This window comes from Flavobacterium sp. UM26 (assembly GCF_057922445.1).
In genome coordinates, this window is sequence record NZ_JBVHCY010000010.1 from 142,280 (window position 1) to 165,339 (window position 23,060).

General features: G+C 34.9%; 18 protein-coding genes. 9 read left to right on the forward strand and 9 right to left on the reverse strand.

Annotated features, from left to right (window positions below):
- Nucleotide 1: 1 nt before the first annotated feature.
- The 4 genes from ACZ1AQ_RS12585 to ACZ1AQ_RS12600 form a co-directional block, all read right to left on the reverse strand.
- Nucleotides 2-391 carry a hypothetical protein gene (locus tag ACZ1AQ_RS12585; protein WP_489633242.1) on the reverse strand — a complete coding sequence of 130 codons (390 nt, stop codon included), beginning with the start codon at nt 389-391 and terminating at the stop codon, nt 2-4.
- Between the two features lie 60 nt (nt 392-451).
- Nucleotides 452-979, reverse strand: a complete 528-nt coding sequence (locus ACZ1AQ_RS12590; RefSeq protein ID WP_489633243.1) for a hypothetical protein — start codon at nt 977-979, stop codon at nt 452-454.
- A gap of 85 nt (nt 980-1,064) precedes the next feature.
- Complete coding sequence (locus ACZ1AQ_RS12595) at nt 1,065-2,144, reverse strand: hypothetical protein (protein ID WP_489633244.1); 1,080 nt, start codon at nt 2,142-2,144, stop codon at nt 1,065-1,067.
- A 3-nt stretch (nt 2,145-2,147) separates the two neighbouring features.
- Nucleotides 2,148-2,669 (reverse strand): DUF4365 domain-containing protein, encoded by a 522-nt coding sequence (locus ACZ1AQ_RS12600; RefSeq protein ID WP_489633245.1) that lies wholly within the window; start codon nt 2,667-2,669, stop codon nt 2,148-2,150.
- Between the two features lie 366 nt (nt 2,670-3,035).
- On the opposite strand from ACZ1AQ_RS12600, the gene ACZ1AQ_RS12605 reads away from it, so the two are divergent.
- Nucleotides 3,036-3,500 carry a hypothetical protein gene (locus ACZ1AQ_RS12605; RefSeq protein ID WP_489633246.1) on the forward strand — a complete coding sequence of 155 codons (465 nt, stop codon included), beginning with the start codon at nt 3,036-3,038 and terminating at the stop codon, nt 3,498-3,500.
- Between the two features lie 32 nt (nt 3,501-3,532).
- Here ACZ1AQ_RS12605 and ACZ1AQ_RS12610 read toward each other — a convergent pair whose 3' ends face one another.
- On the reverse strand, nt 3,533-4,300 hold the full coding sequence (locus ACZ1AQ_RS12610; protein ID WP_489633247.1) for a sulfite exporter TauE/SafE family protein: 768 nt from the start codon (nt 4,298-4,300) through the stop codon (nt 3,533-3,535).
- 574 nt (nt 4,301-4,874) lie between these two features.
- Between ACZ1AQ_RS12610 and ACZ1AQ_RS12615 the strand changes: the two genes are divergently transcribed.
- Nucleotides 4,875-5,396, forward strand: coding sequence for a DUF7935 family protein (locus ACZ1AQ_RS12615; RefSeq protein WP_489633248.1), 522 nt, complete (start codon nt 4,875-4,877; stop codon nt 5,394-5,396).
- Here the strand turns inward: ACZ1AQ_RS12615 and ACZ1AQ_RS12620 are convergent.
- Nucleotides 5,388-6,293 carry a patatin-like phospholipase family protein gene (locus ACZ1AQ_RS12620; protein ID WP_489633249.1) on the reverse strand — a complete coding sequence of 302 codons (906 nt, stop codon included), beginning with the start codon at nt 6,291-6,293 and terminating at the stop codon, nt 5,388-5,390. The genes ACZ1AQ_RS12615 and ACZ1AQ_RS12620 overlap by 9 nt on opposite strands.
- A gap of 9 nt (nt 6,294-6,302) precedes the next feature.
- Nucleotides 6,303-8,366 (reverse strand): M1 family metallopeptidase, encoded by a 2,064-nt coding sequence (locus ACZ1AQ_RS12625; RefSeq protein ID WP_489633250.1) that lies wholly within the window; start codon nt 8,364-8,366, stop codon nt 6,303-6,305.
- A gap of 282 nt (nt 8,367-8,648) precedes the next feature.
- On the opposite strand from ACZ1AQ_RS12625, the gene ACZ1AQ_RS12630 reads away from it, so the two are divergent.
- Nucleotides 8,649-9,386 carry a Dph6-related ATP pyrophosphatase gene (locus ACZ1AQ_RS12630; protein ID WP_489633251.1) on the forward strand — a complete coding sequence of 246 codons (738 nt, stop codon included), beginning with the start codon at nt 8,649-8,651 and terminating at the stop codon, nt 9,384-9,386.
- Between the two features lie 366 nt (nt 9,387-9,752).
- On the opposite strand, the gene ACZ1AQ_RS12635 is transcribed toward ACZ1AQ_RS12630, so the two are convergent.
- Both ACZ1AQ_RS12635 and ACZ1AQ_RS12640 read right to left on the reverse strand, forming a co-directional pair.
- The gene (locus tag ACZ1AQ_RS12635; protein WP_489633252.1) at nt 9,753-10,298 is read right to left on the reverse strand and encodes a DUF1697 domain-containing protein; all 546 of its coding nucleotides are present in this window, start codon (nt 10,296-10,298) and stop codon (nt 9,753-9,755) included.
- An 11-nt stretch (nt 10,299-10,309) separates the two neighbouring features.
- Nucleotides 10,310-10,756: a NanQ anomerase/TabA/YiaL family protein gene (locus ACZ1AQ_RS12640; protein ID WP_489633253.1), complete on the reverse strand. Its 447-nt coding sequence runs from the start codon at nt 10,754-10,756 to the stop codon at nt 10,310-10,312.
- Between the two features lie 160 nt (nt 10,757-10,916).
- Here ACZ1AQ_RS12640 and recG point away from each other — a divergent pair, with 160 nt between their 5' ends.
- From recG to pheT, 6 genes are all read left to right on the forward strand, one after another.
- Entirely contained in the window at nt 10,917-13,025 is a 2,109-nt protein-coding gene (gene recG, locus ACZ1AQ_RS12645) for an ATP-dependent DNA helicase RecG (RefSeq protein WP_489633254.1), read from the forward strand.
- 308 nt (nt 13,026-13,333) lie between these two features.
- The gene (locus ACZ1AQ_RS12650; protein WP_489633255.1) at nt 13,334-14,392 is read left to right on the forward strand and encodes an efflux RND transporter periplasmic adaptor subunit; all 1,059 of its coding nucleotides are present in this window, start codon (nt 13,334-13,336) and stop codon (nt 14,390-14,392) included.
- Between the two features lie 119 nt (nt 14,393-14,511).
- The gene (locus tag ACZ1AQ_RS12655) at nt 14,512-17,607 is read left to right on the forward strand and encodes an efflux RND transporter permease subunit (RefSeq protein WP_489633256.1); all 3,096 of its coding nucleotides are present in this window, start codon (nt 14,512-14,514) and stop codon (nt 17,605-17,607) included.
- 213 nt (nt 17,608-17,820) lie between these two features.
- Entirely contained in the window at nt 17,821-19,122 is a 1,302-nt protein-coding gene (locus ACZ1AQ_RS12660; protein ID WP_489633257.1) for a TolC family protein, read from the forward strand.
- 17 nt (nt 19,123-19,139) lie between these two features.
- Complete coding sequence (locus tag ACZ1AQ_RS12665) at nt 19,140-20,003, forward strand: bestrophin family protein (RefSeq protein ID WP_489633258.1); 864 nt, start codon at nt 19,140-19,142, stop codon at nt 20,001-20,003.
- 96 nt (nt 20,004-20,099) lie between these two features.
- Nucleotides 20,100-22,520 carry a phenylalanine--tRNA ligase subunit beta gene (pheT, locus tag ACZ1AQ_RS12670; protein WP_489633259.1) on the forward strand — a complete coding sequence of 807 codons (2,421 nt, stop codon included), beginning with the start codon at nt 20,100-20,102 and terminating at the stop codon, nt 22,518-22,520.
- Nucleotides 22,521-23,060: the final 540 nt, after the last annotated feature.

Here is a 23,060-nt window from a genome sequence, read left to right on the forward strand (position 1 = left end):
TTTACAACTTGAAAACATCTTCGTATTTAATATAATTATTTCTGCTGATTGTATACATAGGGTTACCGTTCTCATCTTTGATTAACCCCAAACTTTCATCTTCTGAATTGGGAAAATTAATTTGATAACTTCTTCCGTCTCCTAGTTGAATTCCATATGTAGCAACTGAATTTTCAATGGCAACTGAATTTTGACTATAATCATATACTTCTTTTTTTCCTGAACTATCTTTTATCGTAACTTTTTTTGCTTCAAAGACTAAATCAAATTTTGCTCCTTTAGCGTCTGTAGCTTTCCAAGCACCTCTATAGGTGTCAGAACCACTGCATCCAACAAAAATCATTGCCAAAACTATCCATAATACACTACTGATTTTTTTTATTCTATTCATTGTTATTTATTTAATTTTAGTTTTATGTTTATTACTATCTAATTGTAATCTCTAAGTTAGTTAATTGCTGGTTCTTTTCAGTTTTGTTTCCACAAAATCTATTATGTTTTGGAAAGATTCTTCTCCAACTTCGTCTTTTCCTAAAATATATGATAACCCATTTCCTAAATCTAGAAACAAATTATTCTCAATTATTCTAAAAGTGGTAAATCCATCCCAATTGATTTTCAAGTCATATTTGAAATCTTTATAGTGAAAATATGTATCATTAAACTCCCAAACTGAACTTCCATTATTTGTTTTGTATTTTTCAATTTCATCATTCATTGAAGTCACGTACTTTTTCTTATTTTCCTGATAAATTAATTTCCCTCTGTAACTTGCTATAATGCCAAAAAAGCCCATAATCAGTAAGAGATAGCCTATATTTCCATTTCCATAAATAATAAGCGAACCAAACACAATTAAAAAAATTGTTACGTATATATTTGTTCTATTCTTCTTTCGTATTTTGTCCCAAACCAAATCAAATTTTAGTTTAGTTTGACTTCTGGTAATATCTTCGTCAAAAGGAATTTCAAATTTCATTTAATTGTGTTTTTTATTTAAAAGGCACTAATAGTATTTACTACAAAATTCGCAATCTTGCCAAACGCCTGTTACATGCTGGGCTTTATTCTTCAATTTCAAAGTTTGTAATTTCAATAAATCTAGCTCGTGTTTTCGTCCTTTTAGCCAAACCTGTTACAATAATATTTTGTTTTAATTTATGCGCTTCAATTGCATCTTTATAATGTTCACTATCTAGATTTGCAGTCGCAACCATTGCAAGATTATCATGTATTCCTGAAAATGTTACACTGTTTTTTAACCCATCGGGATTTTTAGACTTCAAAGCAATAATATGTCCAGTGAAGCTAAAATCACCAACTTCAAAAGAATGTGATTCGATTTGTTCAACAAACTGATTTAGTTTGTTGAGTTTTAGTGGTGTGATATTTTGATTTACAATAGTTTTACTATTTGCAATGCTGTGAAATGAAAAATCAATATTTTTTAGTTTCGCTTTTTCGAAAAATGATTCAATGTCTTTTAATAACTTAATGTTAATTCTGGTCTCATTTTCTATTAAATAATCTTCGGAGACTTGTGGTTCACCTTCAAAGATATTTTGATTTACAAAAGTTAAAACCTCGCTTAGCTTTTGGTTTATCTCTTCTGAGAATATTTCTTGTCTATCAAATAATTCGCTGTCCTTTATTAATTCTTTTGATGGTAATTGAATTTTTGCAACAAAACTTCCTTTCTCTGTTTGCATAAAATTGCAGAGATTTAAATATCGACTAACCTCTTCAGGAACTCTTGTCGATGTTACGCTTCTATCAATTACAAAACTTGCTGTGTCAGAAAGTATAAATCTTATTCTTTCTACAAGTTCTTCAAATCTTGTCAATGGGATTCTTCCTTGTTCTGTTTGTTCGTCATAAACTCTAACTTTCAAGACTGTGTTCTCATTTTTTAGAACAACATTTAAGTCATCCATTGTTAAGTCATAAAAATCCGCAATTATTTCTAAAACATTAGATATAAACCTTTCAGAATCTATCTTGTCAATTTGTCGTGGTATATGTAATCTGAAGTCATCATTGAGATGAAATTCTGCTGGCGGTAATAAAGAAATAAAAGTGTCCGTCTCATTGGACACATTCCACGCTCTATTTTTTAGAAATGATATAATTTTTTCTGTAATCATAGCTTATGGATAAAATTGTTGATGTAAATTATTAAAACAATCTATACCTAGCATATTTGCTTTTGGAATTTCGATTCTAATCCTATGCTCATTATTAGTTGGTAATGAACCAACAGGAGGAGTGAACCAGTAAGCATGTTTTCTTAGTTTAATTTCAGCTTGGTCGATTTCTACCCAAGTATTTTGGTCGTGTGGAAGCACAAATAAAATTAACACTAATGGAGCAGTTCCATTAGTTTGTCTTTCTACAAGGTCATTAAATGATTTTGCTTCCAAATCGTATTTAATAGAGTTGGGTTCATCAACAATCGAATTGTCAGTTGTGGCTTTCAATTGAAGATCAATATATCTGCTGTCATATGTGTAACGTGTTTTACCTTGTGGGGTAGTATATGTTGTTGTCTTCTTCAATTGATAGTCAACACCTAAATCCAATTCAGGTTTGTCAATAACAAATCCTTTGTTGGCTGCTAAAATACCAATAAATCGATTCGATAATTGCTCTTTTTTTTGTTCTTCTGTCATTCGTTGTCGTGTCTTTTAGCCTTGCATGTAACTTGTATATAACCGCTAAAACATTCAAAATACATAACCAGATTTGGTTAAAATAGTTTGGTTTGTAGCTTCCCAAATATAAACATTTCAGCAAAAAAACATACAATTTTTCTGAATTTAAATTATGAAATAAATTCCAAATAGTAACTTTCATAATCCCCAAAAAAAACACGCTACTCAACTAAAAATCCTGAGTGTGTAGCGCGTTGTTCTAATTAAGAATTTGTTTTTAAGGACTATATTGTGTGGGAATTAAAATCACCCATTGAGTTCCATCAATAACTTGATATTATTTTGTAATTTAGGACTAAATTTAAATAACAAAAAATAGAAAACATGAAAAACAATTTTTGGATTTACATGATTATTTCATGTTTGGGATTAACAAGCTGCAAAAAAGAGGGAGACAATTCAAAAGCAATTGAGCAACCTCCTTTACAAGTAGCCTGTTACCAAGCAGTGTATGAAAAAGACACAGTTTCGTTAAAACTTAACACCTTAAAAGATGGAACCATCACTGGCAATTTGGTGATGAAAGAATTTGATGCTCCTGTTAAAAATGGCGAAATCATTGGGAAATTTAGTGGAGACACCTTATTGGTTGATTACAGTTATGTTGAAGGTGTAACTGATAAAACAACCTTTAAAAACCCATTGGCTCTACTCAAAAAAGGAAAGGAACTAATCCTCGGTAATGGCAAAATAGAAACGTATTTAGGAAAAACCTATTTTGTCAAAGGTCAACCTATCGATTATGAAAACGTAAAATACAAATTCTCTGTAACGGATTGTAAAGAATAATTAGCACAAAAAGGAGATAATTTCTCCTTTTTTTATTGGTAAAAAACATCATAGGCAAATCGGACTAACGTGCCAATGACTACCACTAGAAAAAAGATTCGGATAAAACTATTGCCTTTGTTGATGGCCAATTTGGCGCCCAACCATCCACCGAGGGCATTGCTCGCCGCCATAGGAAGCGCAATGGCCCAAATGATTTTACCTTTGAGCATAAACAAGCAAATCGAACCAAAATTGGTCGATAAGTTGACCATTTTTGCATTCGCAGAGGCGTGCAAAAAGTCGAATCCCATAATAGCAATAAAAGCCACAACCAAGAAACTTCCCGTGCCCGGACCAATGAATCCGTCGTACAAACCCACCACAAAACTGATAGCAACAGCATTGATTACTTGGCGTTGATGGGAAATATTTTTTTCTATTTGCTGTCCAAAATTTTCCTTAGCATAAGTATAAATTACCAAAAACGACAGCACGACCAACAAAAGTGGTTTCATAAAATCATTGCTCACATACGTCAGCAAAGTCGAACCCAAAAACGCGGACGGAAATGCCAAAAGCATCATAATTCCGAGTAGTTTCCAGTTCAAATCCACTTTTTTCAAGTACTGAAAAGCTGCAAAAGAAGTACCACTAAAGGCGGGTACTTTTAAGGTTCCAATTACGGTCGCGACAGGAAGGCTGGGCAACAAAATAAGTCCAACGGGGGTCTGTATGAGTCCACCTCCTCCTACTATAGCATCTATAAATCCCGCAGCAAAAGCGGCTAAACAAAGTAAAAGTAAGATGGTAACGTCCATTGAGCGGTGGTTTTGTATTGGTTGCGGCAAAAATAGGAGTATCGAATGATTTTGAGTATCAATTGATGAAGAAAATTTAATTTTTAACCGTTAGATATAAACATATAAGTCATAACAGTTTTTTAATTTAACTCTTTTTTTGAACCATATAAGACAAATAAGGACATATAAGTAGCTATCTGTGGAATTTGTGTCTAGTACTTAACCACTAAGAGCACTAAGATTTACACCAAGTTCACAATGATACTTATAAAAATTTGTGTTTCTTGGTGGTAAAAACTTAACCGCAAAGGTCGCAAGGTTTACGCAAGGGTCGCTAAGAAAATTATAAAACTTTGCGTTGCTTTGTGCCTTCTTTGTGTTCTTAGTGGTGAAAAAATTTAACCGCAAGTGGCGCAAAGTTTAACCAAATTTATAACTGTAAAAATCCGTAGCATCCGTAAAATCCGTGGCTGAATATACCACAAAGTTTAACCGATTACCCAGTCAACCAATTAACCAATAATTCAGCTAAGCAACTAAACAATTCTAATCCAAAAAAGTTTATTTTTGTGCCCCAAACCCAATTATACTTATGGACGCAACAAGAATTATTGAACTAGCTAGTTACACTTTACCCTCGCTAATTACTGGAGTGGTGGCCTATCAATTTTTTAATTTACATACCAAAGACGAGGCGGGACGTCGTCGTTTTTTATTGCATAGAGAAGCTCAAAAAACGGCTTTGCCTATACGTTTGCAGGCGTATGAGCGTATGACTTTGTTCTTGGAACGCATCAGTTTGAATCAGTTGTTGATTCGCATTGCTCCGATTTCGACCATAAAAACGGATTACGAACAATTGGTTATAGCGCATATCGAGCAAGAATTTGAACATAATTTGACCCAACAAGTGTATATGTCGGATGAATGTTGGAGTATTATTTTAACTGCAAAAAACGCAACTATTCAAATGATTCGAATGGCGGCTCAAAAAGAAACTATAGAAAACGCCAATCAAATGCGTGAGTTGATTTTGAATGATTTGTTAGAAAAACAATCCCCTAGTAACGCGGCTCTGGCGTTTATCAAGCAAGAAGTTAGTGATTTATGGTAAAATGATTTCACTGTAGTTTTCATTTTTACTTTGGGCATAATCAAATCCAATTTTCCACCATTTCCGCATTTCAGAACGATCAAATACTAATGCATTGTCGGTAAGTTGTATGGGAGTATAATACAAGTTGAGTTGTACATTTTTGATGGAAGCCATCATTTTACCCAAAGTAATATCATAGCGTTCTATTTGGTCAAGAGTAACTCTAAAAATATCTATCAACAACGAAAAAGGGTTTCTTCCAATCCCAATTCGATTGCATTGATGCTCAGATTCTAAGATAATTACATCAATTTCTGTAGCTCCTCTTGCAATAGCTTCGTTAATAGGAACCAAGTTAGAAAAACCACCATCACCATATTCACAACCGTTTTTCTTAACCAAACTCATGAAGGGAATATAATTACAAGAAATCCAAATCCATTCGCAGTATTCTTCATAAGTACATTCGTGAATGGATTTGTATTCTGAAGCGTTAGTGGATATATTCGTCACGGTAATAACCACATCGGGTTCGCTATCTTTAAGCGTTTGAAACTCTTCGCGAGTTAAATTGCTTTGAATGAAATGCAAGAGGTTTTTACTTTCTCCAAAAGTTCGTCTTCTTTTAAGAAATTGAAGCAAAACATTAAAGTGATTGATTGAAACGGAGGTAAAACCTCTTTCTTTTTTGATTTTAAAAGGATTAACATTAAAAATATCGCTCATTCCAACATTAGTGTAAATCTCTTTGATTTTGTCCACTTTTCCAACAGCCAAATGAGAAATCAGCAAACTACCTGTTGAAGTACCAATGTACATATCGTAGTGCTGCTTTTTAATATTCAATAAAAACTCGGCAACTCCTCCTGCGAATGCCCCTTTACTTCCACCGCCAGAAATCACTAGTGCCCTCATATTGGCTTATTACTCATTCAACAATCTATTGATAATTTCTTGTTCTTTTGGTGGCAAATCCAAAGCCACTTCTTGTAAAGCCTTCCTTTTATTTTCTTGTTTAATCTGTTTGCGGATGGCATCTCTAGCGAATTTAGAAAATTGCCATAAATGATGCGTGGTAGCATTTGCTAAATTTTTCCAAACAGTTGTGTTAAAAAAATCTAAGAAAATCAAACTCTCTAATGCATTCTGACGCGTGCTCGCTTCAAAATATAGACTAGAATACTGAATTAGTTCTTTAGACAAAGCGGCAGCATCTGCATTGTAATTGGGCGTATTCAAAGCCAAAGCCAACCACAAAATTCTCAAGTTATAATCGTTAAAACCTATCCAATTTTTGGTTTGGTCCAAATAACGAATTCGGTCATTCTCGAAACTGTTCCATAACTGAAACAACGCTATTTCTTGCGTTTGATAAGAAGCATCGGTTAGCAAGGTTTCATAATCGGCTTTGAAGGCTTCTGGAACTTTAGGAAATAGGTTTGCGATTTTCTGTCGGATAGACCAATTCTTTGTCGCTATAGCTAAAGCTAACAACTCTTTTATATTGTCGTAGGACTCTTTTCGAAGCTGAAAAATTACACTTTCTTTCACAGTGTAATAGACATCCGATTGCAAAACTTTCATCAAAAAATCTTTCTTTTCTGCCAATGGAGTGTTGCGCAATTGGTCTAGTTCTAGCTGGACTTTTATTGTCGCATTTTTTTTAAGTAAATAATTAGCTTCTAGCGTATTGAATTTAAAATCCTCAAGCCATACTTTAGAAAATAATTTACTGTCAAAAGCGGCAACTTTTTCAATTTCTACAAAAAAATCATTGGTGTTTACCGTTTGAAAAGCGTGCTTTTTAAGGTAGTTTTTTATGGCTTTTTTAAAAGCCTTATCTCCTATTTTTTGATGCAAAACAAATAAAGCCCAAGCACCTTTTTCGTAGAAGGTCAAAGAACTCGCTTTTGCATTCAACACAGGAATGGTATCCGTTCGGGAGGCGAATTTGAGCTGTTGTGCTTTCTCGTATAAATAACTATAAAAATAATCTTCACCATACAACTCCTTCTCGGCCAACAGCGCATAATAGGTCGCGAAACCTTCTTGCAACCAATGGTGTTTGCTGCTCTCGGCAGTTACCAAATCACCAAACCACTGATGCGCCAATTCGTGCGCATTGACATTGGTATATTTTCGGTCGTTAAAACCAACTGCATCCACCACATACCGACTCGAAAAAGTGGTTGCCGAAGTGTTCTCCATTCCTGCATATAAAAAATCTCTAACAGGCACCTGCTTGTAATTCCCCCAAGGGTATTTAACACCTATTTCTTTCTCCAAAAAATTAAAAATAGCCTCCGAATGGCGATAGGTTGGTTCAAAAAACGCTGCATCTTTAGGTTCATAATACCATTCTAAAGACACGCCAGAATTGGATTGTTGCGTTTTTTTATCAAATTTACCAATAGCCATCATCAACAAGTACGAACTCATAGGCTTTTGCATTCTATAGCGCCAGTAAGTGTTATTGCCATTAGTCATTTTCTCTTTCAAGGTTCCATTGGCAATGACTTGATAGTTTTTATCAAAGACAATTTCCAAGTTAAAAACCACTTTTTCATTCACATCATCAAAACTCGGAAACCAATGACTGGTGTATTTCCCTTGTCCTTGCGTCCAAATCTGTAAATTAGCATTCGCTTCAGAACCTATAAAGTATAAAGTTTGCTTAGGTTTGGCTTCATAAGAAAACTGCACCCATTTTTTACCTTTTTTAAACGGATGAATTAACAACAGTTGTTTTCCATTGGTAACAAAAGAAATCGGTTTGTCGTTCAATTTCACATTGGTAAACTGCATATTTTGCGCATCAATCTTAATGGTATCGATAGGTTGCAACACATCAAACAAGTAAGTAACAGTACCCGCAATCGTTTTGTCCTTTGGGTTGACGAACAACTGACCGTTGGCAGTTTTAAAGTCAACCGATTGCGTTTGTTGTGCAAAAATAAATGAGGTTAAAAAAAGAAAAATATATTTCATCTAAACAGATTTTCGAGAGGATTTGAATTTCAAAGTTACAACAGGACTTCGGCTTTTAAAAATATCCGCCACGAATTCACTAATGAATCACGAATTATTAATGTTAATGTTGATTGATTAAGGACAAATAAAAAATAACCACATAGAATCATAGATTAAAGCAAATCAACAGATTTGTACTAGAATTCGAGTAATTTAATTATAATCTTAAATAATTAGTGGCAATTGGTGTAATTCGTGGCTACTTTCATAATTTTACGGCCTACAAAAACAAACCCCAAATTGAAAACAAAAGCTTTATTTAACTGGAGCAGCGGCAAAGACTCTGCACTTGCTTTATACAAAACACTACAAAATCCCGAGTTCGAAATCGACTGTCTTCTGACGAGTGTCAACCAAAAATACCAACGGGTTTCTATGCACGGTCTTCGTGTTGAATTGCTGCAATCGCAAGCTGAAAGCATCGGCTTACCACTCGAAATCGTCGAAATTCCAGAAATGCCCACGATGGAAGTTTACGAAAATGCCTTAGCCGCAACCTTAACACAACTCAAAACCAGAGGCATCACCCACTCGATTTTTGGCGATATTTTCCTCGAAGATTTACGCCAATACCGCGAGGACAAACTCGCCACAATGGACTTAAAAGGCGTGTTTCCGTTATGGAAAATCCCAACAAAAGACCTGATTCAAGAGTTTATCGATTTAGGCTTCAAAACTATAGTCGTTTGTGTCAACGAGCGCTATTTGGATAAAAGTTTTGTGGGACGCATCATTGACCAAGATTTCATCAACGATTTACCAGAAAACGTAGATGTTTGCGGCGAAAACGGCGAATTCCACACCTTTACTTTCGATGGTCCTTTGTTCAAACAGCCCATTGATTTTGAAATCGGAGAAGTTGTCTACCGAAAATACGAAAAACCAGCCACCACCGATACGTCCGATACCGCTTGCGACACCAGCGCCTCAGATGCCTTTGACTACGGCTTTTGGTATTGCGATTTAATTCCTAAGTAAGCCTTGTATTAGGAGCAGGAAGAATGGGGCTTTTTAGCCATCAATGGTCCCGTGATTCGCTATATCTTTGCTTTTCTAAAGAAAAAAAGCAAAGGATGCCGCTACTCCCGGGGCTAAGAGGCTACATCCGTACTTTTTTGGATGAATGGGCTAAAAAAAAGAGAACAATAAAGCAAAAGCTCTAGAGTTCTCTTTAAGGTGCCGTCATAATTGAAATTAACCAAAAAATCAAATTATAAACAATTTAAGCTGTAGCCCAAAGTAGTCATTGTGGTAACAATTGTATTCTACTACAAACTGCATCTCTTAGCTTAGATTGTCATAATCGAAAAAGGTTGCGTCAATTATTTTATTTTTTTTAAAATTTTATCTTTCTTCGAACAACTTAAGAAGCTGAGTTACTGTATTCCAGTTTCTTATCGTAGCAATCAGGTTTAATTTTTTTTCAATATATTTTTGGTCGAATCTCGTTTTCCCAGCGCCCACAGCGTATTTAATGTAAATTCTGTTAGCATCAATCTGCGCTTCATCGGGTTTCACTTGACTCATTTTTAAATCATTGATACTGTTACTTTTCAATTCCATCGAAACAAAAGCCACATACAATTTTTTCAAATCCACTTCTTTTTCCTTCAAAAAAGAATTATTGGCAAAACAAGCCTCCAAATCCGATTTCCCAATCACCACCACTGGAACTTCAAGTCCAAGCGCTTTAAATAGTTCTTGCTTAATCACAAAACCTACCTTCGCAGGATTTTCCTCTTCACTATCAACAAAAACATTTCCAGACTGAATGTAAGTTTGCACGTTCTTAAAACCAACGGCTTCAAGAGTCGTTTTCAAAACCTCCATTTTAATCATATTATGCCCAGAAACATTGATGCCACGGAGGAGCGCTAAGTGTGTTGTCATTATTTTTTAAATTAAATTTTAACCTTCACCACTACTTTCTTTACTTTCGAAACCACACCAGCTTTTACACAAGGACGGTGCAAATCTTCGGGAAAAAACAAAGTAAACATCCCTTCTTCCACACGCAATAACGAAGTATCACCTTCATAAAATGTATAATCCTTTTCTAAGTCTTCTTCCACCATTTTCTGGTTGGTCAAAGGCGCAAATCCCATCAACTCCACTCCACTGATGACGTATTGAATATCAATGTATTTATGGTGACCTTCCAGCACACATTCGGATTCGTCTTTGGTATCATATTCTTGTACAATCGCAAAAACAGCCTCGCCATCAATATCGTGCTTTCCTGAGGCAATAGCCTTTAAATCGGTGGTAGTTATAAACTCAAAACCTTTAGCCAAACGTTGAGTCAATTGGCTGTATAATCGGTAATTCTCTATTTTATCAATAACCATATTTCTAGTATTTAGTTTCCAAAGATATTGTGAATTGAAGGAATTTCCTAAACAAACCCATTTCCAAATCTAGAAACAATCTAGTATCTTCGCTTTGCGAAAAAAAAATTGAAAGTAACTCATAACTGACAACTCATAACTGATAACCGATAATTCAAAAATGTCCAATAACCTCCTAGAAACTCCCATCGAATACTTAAAAGGCGTTGGCCCCACTCGCGGGACATTACTTCGCAAAGAATTGGGTATTCACAAATATGGAGATTTGGTCAATTTTTACCCCAATCGCTACATTGACCGTACCCGTTATTACAAAATCAATGAATTGCAAGGCACCACCGCCGAGGTACAGATTGTTGGTAAAATCATCCATATCAAAACGGTGGAGTTTGGTAAAAACCAAAAACGTTTGGTGGCTACTTTCGTTGACGAGACAGGACAAATGGATTTGAATTGGTTCCAAGGTCACAAATGGATTAAGGAGAGTTTAAAACTCAATGAAATGTGTGTTGTTTTCGGAAAATGTACGCAATACGGCAGTCAGTTCAGTATAGCGCATCCAGAAATTGAGTTACTCGCTGAGCACCAACAAAGCTTGCGTTCGGCTATGCAACCCGTGTATCCATCTACCGAAACTTTGGCCAACAGAGGGATTAGCAACAGAGTCATCAACAAAATGATGCAGCAATTGTTTTTGGAAACACAGGCTTTGTTTACCGAGACTTTACCGAAATATTTGCTTGAAGAATTGAAATTGATTCCAAAGAATGCTGCATTATTCAATATTCACTTTCCAAAAAGTAGTGAAGCCCTAGCCAAAGCGCAATTCCGTCTGAAGTTTGAAGAGTTATTCTACATTCAGCTGCAATTGATTACCAAAAATTTGATTCGCAAACACAAAATCAAAGGCCATCCCTTTTCAAAAGTAGGCGAATTGTTCAACGATTTTTATCAAAATCACCTACCATTCGATTTGACGAATGCGCAAAAAAGAGTAATCAAGGAAATCCGAACCGATATGGGAAGCAATGCCCAAATGAATCGTCTTCTTCAAGGAGATGTGGGTTCTGGCAAAACAATTGTGGCTTTTATGAGTATGCTTTTGGCTTTAGACAATGGTTTTCAAGCTTGCTTGATGGCGCCCACAGAGATTTTGGCCAATCAACATTTTATCGGACTTTCAGAATTTGCCAATACCTTAAATATCAACATAAAAATACTAACAGGTTCAACCAAAACTGCGGCACGAAAAATCATTCACGAAGAACTCGAAAATGGAAGTTTGCAAATCTTAATTGGTACTCACGCGCTATTGGAAGACAAAGTGAAGTTTCAAAATTTAGGCCTAGCCGTAATCGACGAGCAACATCGCTTTGGCGTTGAACAAAGGTCAAAGTTGTGGAAAAAGAACTCCATTCCTCCTCACGTTTTGGTGATGACAGCTACTCCTATTCCGAGAACTTTGGCGATGAGTTTGTATGGCGATTTAGATGTTTCGGTTATTGATGAATTACCTCCGGGTCGAAAACCGATTCAAACCGTGCATCGTTTTGACTCCAACCGTTTGAAAGTTTGGAAATTCATTCGTGATGAAATCGCTTTGGGACGACAAATTTATATTGTGTATCCATTAATTCAGGAATCCGAAAAAATGGATTTTAAAGATTTGATGGATGGTTACGAGAGTATTTCACGCGATTTCCCACTACCCTACTATTCCATTTCGATTTTGCACGGTAAAATGAAACCTGCAGAAAAAGATGCCGAAATGAAACGCTTCGCCGATGGAAAAACAAATATTATGGTAGCCACTACTGTAATTGAAGTTGGTGTAAATGTGCCCAATGCCAGTGTAATGATTATTGAGAGCGCCGAACGCTTTGGACTCTCTCAACTCCACCAATTGCGTGGTCGCGTGGGTCGTGGTGCTGAACAAAGTTATTGCATCTTAATGACTTCTCACAAACTGACCAGCGATAGTAAAATCAGAATGGAAACTATGGTCAACAGCAATGACGGATTTGAAATTGCCGAAGTAGACTTGAAATTACGCGGACCAGGAGATATAATGGGAACCCAACAAAGCGGCGTTTTAAACCTTCAAATTGCGGATTTGGTCAAAGACAAAGACATATTGCTTTTGGCTAGAAATTACGCTTTCAAAGTCCTTAATGACGACCCTTCTATGCAAAAACCAGAAAACACTATCCTTAGAATGGTATTTATGGAACTTACCAAGAAAAAAAATATTTGGAACTATATTAGTTAAATCTATTATTAAATTCTCTTTGTTTTTAAGAATTTATGATTTAAAACGAAACGATTCCGAGTTGTTTTATTAATTTGTATGTACAAATGTTAAATTATTTTTTCTTATTATCGCTTTCTTACAAATGCTTTACTTTTGTTTTTGAACTTTTTTTAAAAACCAATTAAACCATTGATTATTTATGATGTCTCATCTAATTAATTAATAAAAAAGCAAGTTTAAAATTCAATTTATCTTACATTAGAAGGTTAAAAACAAACTGCTTTCCACACCCAAAGAATTGCCAAAAAAAAAAAATAAATAACCTTATGAAAATAAAAAACCTTGTTTACACGCTTTTAGTACTTATCATTGGTGGTTTTATAGCCTACAGAGTAGTTTCGAATTCTAAAAAAGGAGGCGATTCAAAAGACAAAGGAGGAAAAGACAAACCGATGAACGTCAGTGGAATCGTTATTAAAACCCAAGTTTTTAAAAACAATCTATCCCTTTCAGGTTCTATCGAAGCCAATGAACAAGTTGAAATTAGAAGTGAAGTTTCTGGTATTGTAGAAGCCATTTCGTTTCAAGAAGGAAGTTTTGTAAACAAAGGTCAAGTGTTATTTAAAGTCAACGACCAAGAATTAAAAGCCCAACTCATTCAAGCAACAACTAAAGAAGGTCTAGCCGCAGAAAATGCTAGAAGAGCTAAATTGCTTTTACAAAAAGAAGCCATCAGCCAAGAAGAATATGATGTAGCAAGAGCTGAGCACAAATCGACGCAAGCCCAAGTGCAATTAATTAGAGCTCAAATTGCAAAAACATCAGTAAGAGCTCCTTTTTCTGGAAAAATAGGATTACGTTCCATCTCTCCTGGAACCTATATTACCCCTACTACTCTAGTTGCGAATTTAGTTAATATCGGAAAATTAAAAATTACCTTTTCGGTTCCAGAAAAATATGCTTCACAAATCAAGTTAAATACCAATATCACTTTTTCAGTTTCTGGTACTACTCAAAAATACCACGGCGTTGTTTATGCTATCGAACCTGAAGTGGCCACTGCAACCCGAACTTTACAAGTTAGAGCTATTGCCGATAATAAAGAAGGAAAGCTTTTCCCTGGTACTTTCGCTAATGTCGAATTACCATTAGATGTCATTAACGATGCAATTATTGTCCCTACGGAAGCAATAGTTCCGATTCAAAATGGTAAAAAAGTTTTCATTTCCGAAAAAGGAATGGCAAAAGAAGTAAAAGTAGAAGCTTCTACCAGAACGGATGCTTCCATCTTGATTCTTTCAGGATTAAAAGCTGGAGATACTTTACTGACCACAGGCGTAATGGCGTTGAAAGATGAAACACCAGTAAAAGTTACTATTAAGTAGTGTTTATTGTAATTAGTGATTAGTCCTTAGTAATTAGTCATAAACAACTGAAGATTATATACTAAAAACCAAGAACTAAGAACTAACCTCTAAGGACTTTAAAAGAAAAAATAAAACAAATGAGTTTATCCACCATAAGCATAAAAAGACCCGTTTTAACGATAGTTTTAAACCTGACTATCATTTTATTTGGAGTCATTGGCTACAGTTTTTTGGGAGTTCGAGAATTCCCTTCTATCGACCCTGCTCAAGTATCGGTGAGAACGAATTATACAGGAGCGAATTCAGATATTATCGAATCTCAAATTACTGAACCTTTAGAAAAAGCCATAAACTCTATAGATGGGATTCGAAATGTTACTTCTTCAAGTATTCAAGGAAGTAGTAACATTACTATTGAATTTGATTTGAACAAAGATTTAGAGGAAGCTGCAAATGATGTTCGTGATAAAGTATCACAAGCCGTTCGTAGTTTACCACAAGATATAGATGCTCCTCCTGTAGTTTCTAAAGCGGATGCCAATGGGGAATCCATTATTTCTATGACGGTACAAAGTGATTCTAGAGACGCACTAGAATTAAGTGACTTTGCAGAGAATGTAATTGCTCAACGCCTAGAAACGATTCCTGGTGTAAGTGGCGTTCAAATTTGGGGACAAAAAAGATACGCTATGCGTTTGTGGATTGACCCAGTAAAATTAGCAGCTTATGGGTGTACTGTAGCTGAAGTTCGTACGGCATTAAATAAACAAAACGTAGAATTACCTTCAGGAAAATTAACAGGAAGCAATACTGATCTAACAGTAAAAACAGTTGGTAATCTTTCTAAACCTGAAGAATTCAATAATATCATCATTCGTAGTGAGGGCGATAGAATTGTCCGTTTTAGTGATATTGGAAATGCTGAACTTGGTGCTGAAAATCTAGAGACCAAAATGAGTCAATCTGGGCTTCCGTTATTGGGTGTGGCTATTGTTCCGCTTCCTGGGGCTAATTATTTAGATATTTCAAAAGAGTTTTATAAAGTCTACAATTCTTTGCAAAAAGATTTACCAAAGGACATCAAATTAAACATTGCCATTGACAGTACGATTTTCGTAAAAAAATCGGTGATTGAAGTAGCTGAAACCCTTGGTATTTCAATCATTCTGGTAATCTTAATTATTTACTTGTTCTTTAGAGATTGGGCTATTGCCTTCCGTCCGTTGATTGATATTCCCGTTTCCTTAATTGCAACATTCTTTATTATGTGGCTTTTTGGATTTTCGATTAACGTGTTGACGTTGTTGGCAATTGTTTTGGCTACAGGATTGGTAGTTGATGATGGAATTGTAGTAACCGAAAATATTTTCAAAAAGGTAGAAGAAGGAATGTCGCCTATTGAAGCAGCAATAAAAGGGTCGAATGAAATCTTTTTTGCGGTAATTTCAATTTCGATTACGTTGGCCGCAGTATTTCTTCCTGTTATATTTTTGGAAGGATTTGTGGGTCGATTGTTTAGGGAATTTGGGGTGGTGATTGGTGCAGCAGTACTAATTTCAGCTTTTGTTTCTTTGACTTTAACTCCAATGCTAAATGCTTATTTAATGAAAGGTGGCGTTCAAAAGAAATCAAAATTCTATTTGATGACCGAACCTTATTTTGAGAAATTAAACAGCAACTATGCGGAATCATTAGGCCGTTTTATGAAAAAGAAATGGTTGAGTTTCCCTATTCTAATTGTTTGTTTTGGATTGATTTACCTTTTCTTTTCGCTTTTGAAAAAAGAAACAGCTCCTTATGATGACAGAAGTGCCATTGTAATGTCAATGACTACCCCAGAAGGCGCTTCTTATGAGTATACGGACCGTTTTATGCAAGAAGTCTCTAAAATTGTAGACGATTCTATTCCAGAGAAAAATGTTTCGCTTATCATAACATCACCAGGTTTTGGAGCTTCTACGGTAAACAGCGGGCGTGTTCGTATTGCCTTAAAAGCACCAGAAGAAAGGAAGCGTTCTCAAAAGGAAATTGCAGAACAATTAACTAAAATCACCAAACAGTTCCCTGAAGCGAAAACAGCGGTGATTGAGCAACCAACCATTGCAGTGAACCGTCGTGGAGGATTGCCTATTCAATACATTATTCAGGCGCCAAACTTTAAAAAATTAGAAGAGAAAATTCCATTATTTATGGAAGAAGCTGCTAAAGATTCTACTTTTGCGATTACGGATGTGAATCTAAAATTCAACAAACCTGAAGTCACCGTTACAATCGATAGAGAAAAAGCAGAAAGCTTAGGAATTTCGGTTTTGGATATTGCACAAACCTTACAACTTTCGTTGAGCGGACAACGTTTTGGTTATTTTATGCAAAACGGAAAACAATACCAAGTCATTGGTCAATTCAACCAAGAAGACCGTACAAAACCACTTGATATTGCTTCTATGTTTGTCAAAAACAACAAAGGAGAATTGATTCAGATGGACAATGTGGTGACCATTCAAGAACAAAGTAATCCACCGCAATTGTATCACAACAACCGTTATATGTCGGCCACTGTTTCGGCAGGATTAGCGCCAGGCAAAAGTTTGGGCGAGGGAATTGAAGCGATGAATAGAATCAAAGCCAAAGTTTTGGACGATACGTTTACTACTGACTTAGGTGGAGAATCTCGAGATTTTGTGGAAAGTAGTTCAAATACTTCCTTTGCTTTTGGATTGGCTTTAATCTTGATCTTTTTGATTTTGGCAGCACAATTTGAAAGTTTTATTGACCCGTTTATTATCATTTTGACTGTTCCGATGGCGGTAGCTGGAGCTTTATTTTCATTGTGGTTGTTCAATCAGACTTGGAACATTTTCAGTCAGATTGGAACCGTAATGTTGATTGGGTTGGTGACCAAAAACGGTATTTTGATTGTAGAATTTGCGAATCAATTACGAGAACAAGGCAAACCGAAATTTGAAGCGATTATGGAAGCTTCTGAAGCGCGTTTGCGTCCTATTTTGATGACGAGTTTAGCGATTTCGTTAGGAGCTTTGCCAATTGCATTGTCACTTGGAGCCGCTTCTACTAGTAGAATTGGTATGGGAGTTGTTATTGTGGGAGGAACCATATTTTCGCTGGTGTTGACTTTATTTGTAATTCCAGCGTTGTATTTGATGTGGTCTAAGGCAAGAAAACATTATCCTGAATTTGACCATATTGCAGAATACGAAGCCGAATCGAAATAGTCTTTGATTCGTCTTATGAAAAAGAGAAGTGTGATTTAGCCCCGATTGCTTCGCCAGTTCGCTTCGCTCGTGTGTAGCGGCATCCTTTTTTTATTTTTCTTTTCAAAAATAAAAAAAGATATAGCGGATAGCGGGAGGAATCGTGTTTTGAAAACAAATGTGGTGCTCCTCAAATTAGAAAATTAGAATTTAATTGGTAGTTGAAAATAAGAAATGAGAAAAAATATAATTGCTTTTTTGGTATTGCTTTGCAGTGTTTTAGGAAATGCTCAAGAAGTCTTGACTATAAAAGACGCGGTGGCAATAGCCTTGGAGAATAACTTCGAAATAAAAATTGCGAGTAATAACCTGAACATAGACAAAGTCAATATGTCTGAGGGAAATGCTGGGATGTTGCCTACGATAACGGGTTCCGTCTTGGACAATAATAGGGTTCAAAACAGTTCTCAAACCTTGCAAACTGGGGAGGTAAATTCGTTGAAAAATGCCAAAAACAACAGTTTGAATTATGGTGTGAGTTTGGATTGGACCATTTTTGATGGTTTAAGAATGTTTGCGAGATACGATCAATTGAAGGAACTGCAAAAGTTAGGAGAGACAAGATTAAAGCAAACGATTTTGCTAAAAATTGCCGAAGTAAATGCTACGTATTTTGATTTGGTGCAACAACAACAGCAATTGATAGCTATTGATAGTACCTTACTGATTTCATCGCAGCGATTACAATTGGCTGAAAACCGATTCAAAATTGGAAAAGCCTCAAAATTAGAGGTTTTGAATGCTCAGGTAGATTTGAATACCGATAAAGTGACACTATTACGACAAAAAGAATTGTACGCTAACACCAAAATTAAATTGAATCAAATTTTGGCTAGAGATGTCAAGAAAGAATTTACGGTTCTGAATGATATCAAAGTGGATAATTCTTTGGTTTTAACTCAATTAATTGAACTAGCTAAACAGCAAAATCCACAATTACAAACCCAAATTATTGCCAAAAATGTTTCGGAATTGCAACTCAAACAGGTAAAAGCAAATCGTTATCCTGTAATTAGTTTGAACTCTGGTTATAATTTTCAAAATACCGAATCGAGTTTGGGATTTACTAGAGAATCTTCTGCCAGAGGATTCAATTACGGTTTTTCAGCAACTTTAAATATCTTTGATGGTTTTGCTCAAAATAGAAATGAAAAAATAGCCAAATTTGAGTTAGAAAACACAAAACTAGCTATCGAGCAGCAATCTCAAGTATTGGAATCGCAGTTGTCTACGTTTTATCAAACCTATTTGACCAATTTAGAATTAATTAATTTGGAGCAAAATAACGAAGCGATTGCCAAACAAAATCTTGCTATTACAATTGATAAGCTAAAAATTGGTACCATAACTACCATCGAATTTAGAGCCGCTCAATTGAATTATGTAAATGCAAGAGTTAGAAATAGCAATGCACAATACCAAGCGAAATTATCTGAAATTGCGCTAAAAGAGTTAGCAGGAAACATTTCGTATTAATATTTCATTCTACCACAATGACCTCCTATAACCCCAAAGATTGGATAAAATTTATATTTTTCTTTAGTAAAGGTGATACTTTTAGAAAACTAGCGCCTATTATGTTTTTGATTGGTGCTTATTCGGCAGCGATAGGATATTTAGAAATTGAATATTGGCATTTACCCGATGATAGTCATGTGAAAAATATTTCAATGATGCACAGTATGCTGGGATTCGTAATATCTTTGTTACTAGCATACCGAACCAATACAGCCTATGATAGATGGTGGGAAGGTCGAAAAATGTGGGGCGGTTTAGTAAATAATAGTAGAAACCTAGCTATTAAATTGTCTGCTATTTTGCAAGACGAGAAGGATAAAGTGTTTTTTAGAAAAATGATTCCTGGTTATGCTTCGATTTTGCAAAAGCATCTCAACGACGAAGAAACCGCGCAACAACTGTTTGATGATGTAGATTTAGAAATTGACCATCATAGACACCGTCCTAATCAAATAGCACAAATACTGTTTCAGAAAATCAATGATTTGTATATTTCCAAAAAAATAACTGGTGAACAACTGATTATTCTAAATAACGAAATCCAATCATTTACAGATATATGTGGCGCTTGCGAACGCATCAAAAACACGCCTATCCCCTATTCTTACAGTGCATTTATCAAAAAATTCATTTTTATCTATGTACTTACTTTGCCTTTTGGTTATGTATTTAGCTTAGGATATTATGTAGTTCCTGTTGTTGTTTTTATTTTTTATGTCTTGGCAAGTTTAGAATTGATTGCAGAAGAAATTGAGGATCCTTTTGGTTCTGATGCGAATGATTTGCCAACAGCAAAGATTGCTTCCAACATAAAAAAACATATTGAGGAATTGTTGTAACTACAATTTATACTTCCTCCGTTTCCAAAAAACAATAAAAATGTTTCTATCTCCAAAGCGCAATCCTTATATTTGCATTCTTATTAAAAATGACAAATGAAGATATCATATAATTGGCTCAAACAATTCATTAAGATTGATTGGAATTCTGAAGAAACAGCAGCATTATTAACAGATTTAGGACTTGAGGTCGAAACAGTTGACAAATATCAATCTGTAAAAGGTGGTTTAGAAGGTATCGTTGTTGGACATGTTTTAACTTGTGAACAACATCCTGATGCAGATCGATTAAAGGTTACAACTGTAGATTTAGGTGATGGCATTCCCGTTCAAATTGTTTGTGGCGCAAATAATGTGGCCGCAGGACAAAAAGTAGCAGTTGCAACTATCGGAACGATTTTGTATGATAAAGAAGGAAATACTTTTACCATAAAAAAGGGAAAAATACGCGGACAAGAAAGTCATGGTATGATTTGCGCTGAAGATGAGTTAGGTCTTGGCGAAAGTCATGATGGAATTATGATTTTAGATGAAACTTTGGTTCCAGGAACTAAAGCAGCCACTGTATTTAAAATTGAAAATGACGAAGTTTTTGAAATAGGATTAACACCTAACCGTGCTGATGCTATGAGTCACCTTGGGACCGCAAGAGATCTTAGAGCTGGAATGCTTCAAAGTGGTGTCAATGTAGAATTAATTACCCCATCTGTGACCAATTTTAGAGTAGACAAAAGAACTTTAAAAATTGATGTAGATGTTAAAGAAAATAAATTAGCACCCAGATATTGTGGGGTTACTATTTCTGGAATTACCGTAAAATCTTCTCCCGAATGGCTTCAAAATCGTTTGAAAGCAATAGGAATCAATCCGAAAAACAACATTGTTGACGTAACCAATTATGTTTTACACGATTTAGGACAACCTCTTCACGCTTTTGATGCTAACAAAATTAACGGAAAAGTACAAGTAAAAACTTTGCCTACAGGAACAAAATTTACTACTCTTGATGATATCGAAAGAACTTTGCATGAAGAAGATTTAATGATTTGCGACGACAAAGGACCAATGTGTATTGCAGGAGTATTTGGAGGAAAAAATTCAGGAGTATCTGAAAATACAACGTCCATATTTCTTGAAAGTGCATATTTCAACCCGGTAAGTATCAGAAAATCAGCCAAAAGACATCAATTAAATACTGATGCATCTTTCCGTTTTGAGCGAGGTATTGATCCTACTATAACTGAGTACGCTTTAAAAAGAGCGGCATTATTAATTCAAGAAGTTGCAGGTGGTGAGATAACTTCGGATATCGTTGATATCTATCCAAAGAAAATAGAAGACTTCACAGTTTTCTTAAACTTTAGTAAAGTTGCTAAAATTATCGGTCAAGAATTACCAAAAGATACCATTAAGCAAATTCTAGCCTCACTTGAGATAAAAGTAAATAGTGTTTCTGATGCTGGATTAGGATTAACTATCCCATCATATCGAGTTGATGTACAGAGAGAAATTGATGTAATTGAAGAAATCTTGAGAGTTTATGGATACAATAATATTGCTCTTTCTAAGAAAATAAACGCATCTGTTTCCAACTCTCCTAGAACCGAAGATTACAAAGTACAAAATACCGTAGCAGCTCAATTAAACGCCCAAGGCTTTCACGAAATGATGGCCAATTCTTTGACAACTGCTTCGTACACGCAACTTTCTGAAGTACTTAATGATGAACACAACGTAACCATGCTTAACCCTTTAAGTAGTGATTTATCAACAATGCGTCAATCTTTACTTTTTTCTGGTCTTGAAGCGTTGTCTTATAATATAAATAGAAAAAAATCAGATTTAAAACTGTTTGAATTTGGAAAGTCATATCATAACTACTCTTCTGGTTATGAAGAAAAAAAACATTTAACTCTATTTCAAACAGGTAATAGAAATCAAGAAAATTGGACTCATACCCTACAGCCTTCGAATTTCTTTTTATTCAAAGGTTATGTTGTTGCAATTTTAGAAAAGTTAGGCATACAAAAAACAAATAGTTTACCTATTACTTCTGATGTTTTTTCTGAAGGAGTAGCTCTCGGTTTAGGCCAAGATAATTTAGTTGAATTTGGCGTGGTAAAAAAATCAATTTTAAAACATTTTGGAATCAAACAAGAGGTCTTTTATGCTGATTTCAATTGGAATTTAGTTTTAAAATTGGTTTCAAGCAAAACAAAATATACTGAAATACCAAAATATCCAGAAGTTCGAAGAGACTTAGCTTTGCTATTAGACAATGAGGTTTCTTTTGATAACATCTACAAAGTGGCACGCCAAACAGAAAAATCATTACTAAAGGAAATTAGTCTTTTTGATGTATACGAAGGTTCAAACCTACCTGAAGGCAAAAAATCTTATGCTTTGAGTTTCATCATTCAAGATAATAGCAAAACTTTAGAAGATACTCAAATTGATAAAATTATGAGTAAACTACAAAAGAATTTTGAAACAGAACTTGGAGCTGTATTAAGATAAAACTTTAATAAAAATAGATTAATTAAAAAGTCGGTAAGGGTACAAATCCTTACCGACTTTTTATGTTTTCACTCATTATAAGTTGTCAATTTCACATTTTTTTTATCATCAAAACACCAATGAAACAACCATATTCATCAAAAAATGTACTTGAATCAAAAGACACTTCAATCAATATTGCTGTTTTATTTGGATCTTTCTTAAAGTAGTCAAAAGTTAATAATCATATCTTTAATATGCATTATTACCCAATATTAACTCTAATATTCTTAGAACATTGCCTTTAAACTTTGAAACATTTAATTTTTTAATATTCAGAATAGTCAACATAAGTAGTATTCCAATCTTCACTCTTTTCATTAAATCCTTTCGTCCATTACTTTCTTAAAGCAATAAGATAGTTGTAAAAAAAGAGCAAAAAAAAAACCCCTTCATCGAATGATGAAGGGGTTTTAAAAGAATCTGAAAATATTTCAGATTAAAGAAAGGCGGCGACATACTCTCCCACAAAATGCAGTACCATCTGCGCTGGCGGGCTTA

What these genes read in the sequence shown, in the direction of transcription:
- ACZ1AQ_RS12585 (WP_489633242.1), bottom strand. Translation starts at nt 391, where the DNA reads ATGAATAGAATAAAAAAAATCAGTAGTGTATTATGGATAGTTTTGGCA.
- ACZ1AQ_RS12590 (WP_489633243.1), bottom strand. Translation starts at nt 979, where the DNA reads ATGAAATTTGAAATTCCTTTTGACGAAGATATTACCAGAAGTCAAACT.
- ACZ1AQ_RS12595 (WP_489633244.1), bottom strand. Translation starts at nt 2,144, where the DNA reads ATGATTACAGAAAAAATTATATCATTTCTAAAAAATAGAGCGTGGAAT.
- ACZ1AQ_RS12600 (WP_489633245.1), bottom strand. Translation starts at nt 2,669, where the DNA reads ATGACAGAAGAACAAAAAAAAGAGCAATTATCGAATCGATTTATTGGT.
- ACZ1AQ_RS12605 (WP_489633246.1), top strand. Translation starts at nt 3,036, where the DNA reads ATGAAAAACAATTTTTGGATTTACATGATTATTTCATGTTTGGGATTA.
- ACZ1AQ_RS12610 (WP_489633247.1), bottom strand. Translation starts at nt 4,300, where the DNA reads ATGGACGTTACCATCTTACTTTTACTTTGTTTAGCCGCTTTTGCTGCG.
- ACZ1AQ_RS12615 (WP_489633248.1), top strand. Translation starts at nt 4,875, where the DNA reads ATGGACGCAACAAGAATTATTGAACTAGCTAGTTACACTTTACCCTCG.
- ACZ1AQ_RS12620 (WP_489633249.1), bottom strand. Translation starts at nt 6,293, where the DNA reads ATGAGGGCACTAGTGATTTCTGGCGGTGGAAGTAAAGGGGCATTCGCA.
- ACZ1AQ_RS12625 (WP_489633250.1), bottom strand. Translation starts at nt 8,366, where the DNA reads ATGAAATATATTTTTCTTTTTTTAACCTCATTTATTTTTGCACAACAA.
- ACZ1AQ_RS12635 (WP_489633252.1), bottom strand. Translation starts at nt 10,298, where the DNA reads ATGACAACACACTTAGCGCTCCTCCGTGGCATCAATGTTTCTGGGCAT.
- ACZ1AQ_RS12640 (WP_489633253.1), bottom strand. Translation starts at nt 10,756, where the DNA reads ATGGTTATTGATAAAATAGAGAATTACCGATTATACAGCCAATTGACT.
- recG (WP_489633254.1), top strand. Translation starts at nt 10,917, where the DNA reads ATGTCCAATAACCTCCTAGAAACTCCCATCGAATACTTAAAAGGCGTT.
- ACZ1AQ_RS12650 (WP_489633255.1), top strand. Translation starts at nt 13,334, where the DNA reads ATGAAAATAAAAAACCTTGTTTACACGCTTTTAGTACTTATCATTGGT.
- ACZ1AQ_RS12655 (WP_489633256.1), top strand. Translation starts at nt 14,512, where the DNA reads ATGAGTTTATCCACCATAAGCATAAAAAGACCCGTTTTAACGATAGTT.
- ACZ1AQ_RS12660 (WP_489633257.1), top strand. Translation starts at nt 17,821, where the DNA reads ATGAGAAAAAATATAATTGCTTTTTTGGTATTGCTTTGCAGTGTTTTA.
- ACZ1AQ_RS12665 (WP_489633258.1), top strand. Translation starts at nt 19,140, where the DNA reads ATGACCTCCTATAACCCCAAAGATTGGATAAAATTTATATTTTTCTTT.
- pheT (WP_489633259.1), top strand. Translation starts at nt 20,100, where the DNA reads ATGAAGATATCATATAATTGGCTCAAACAATTCATTAAGATTGATTGG.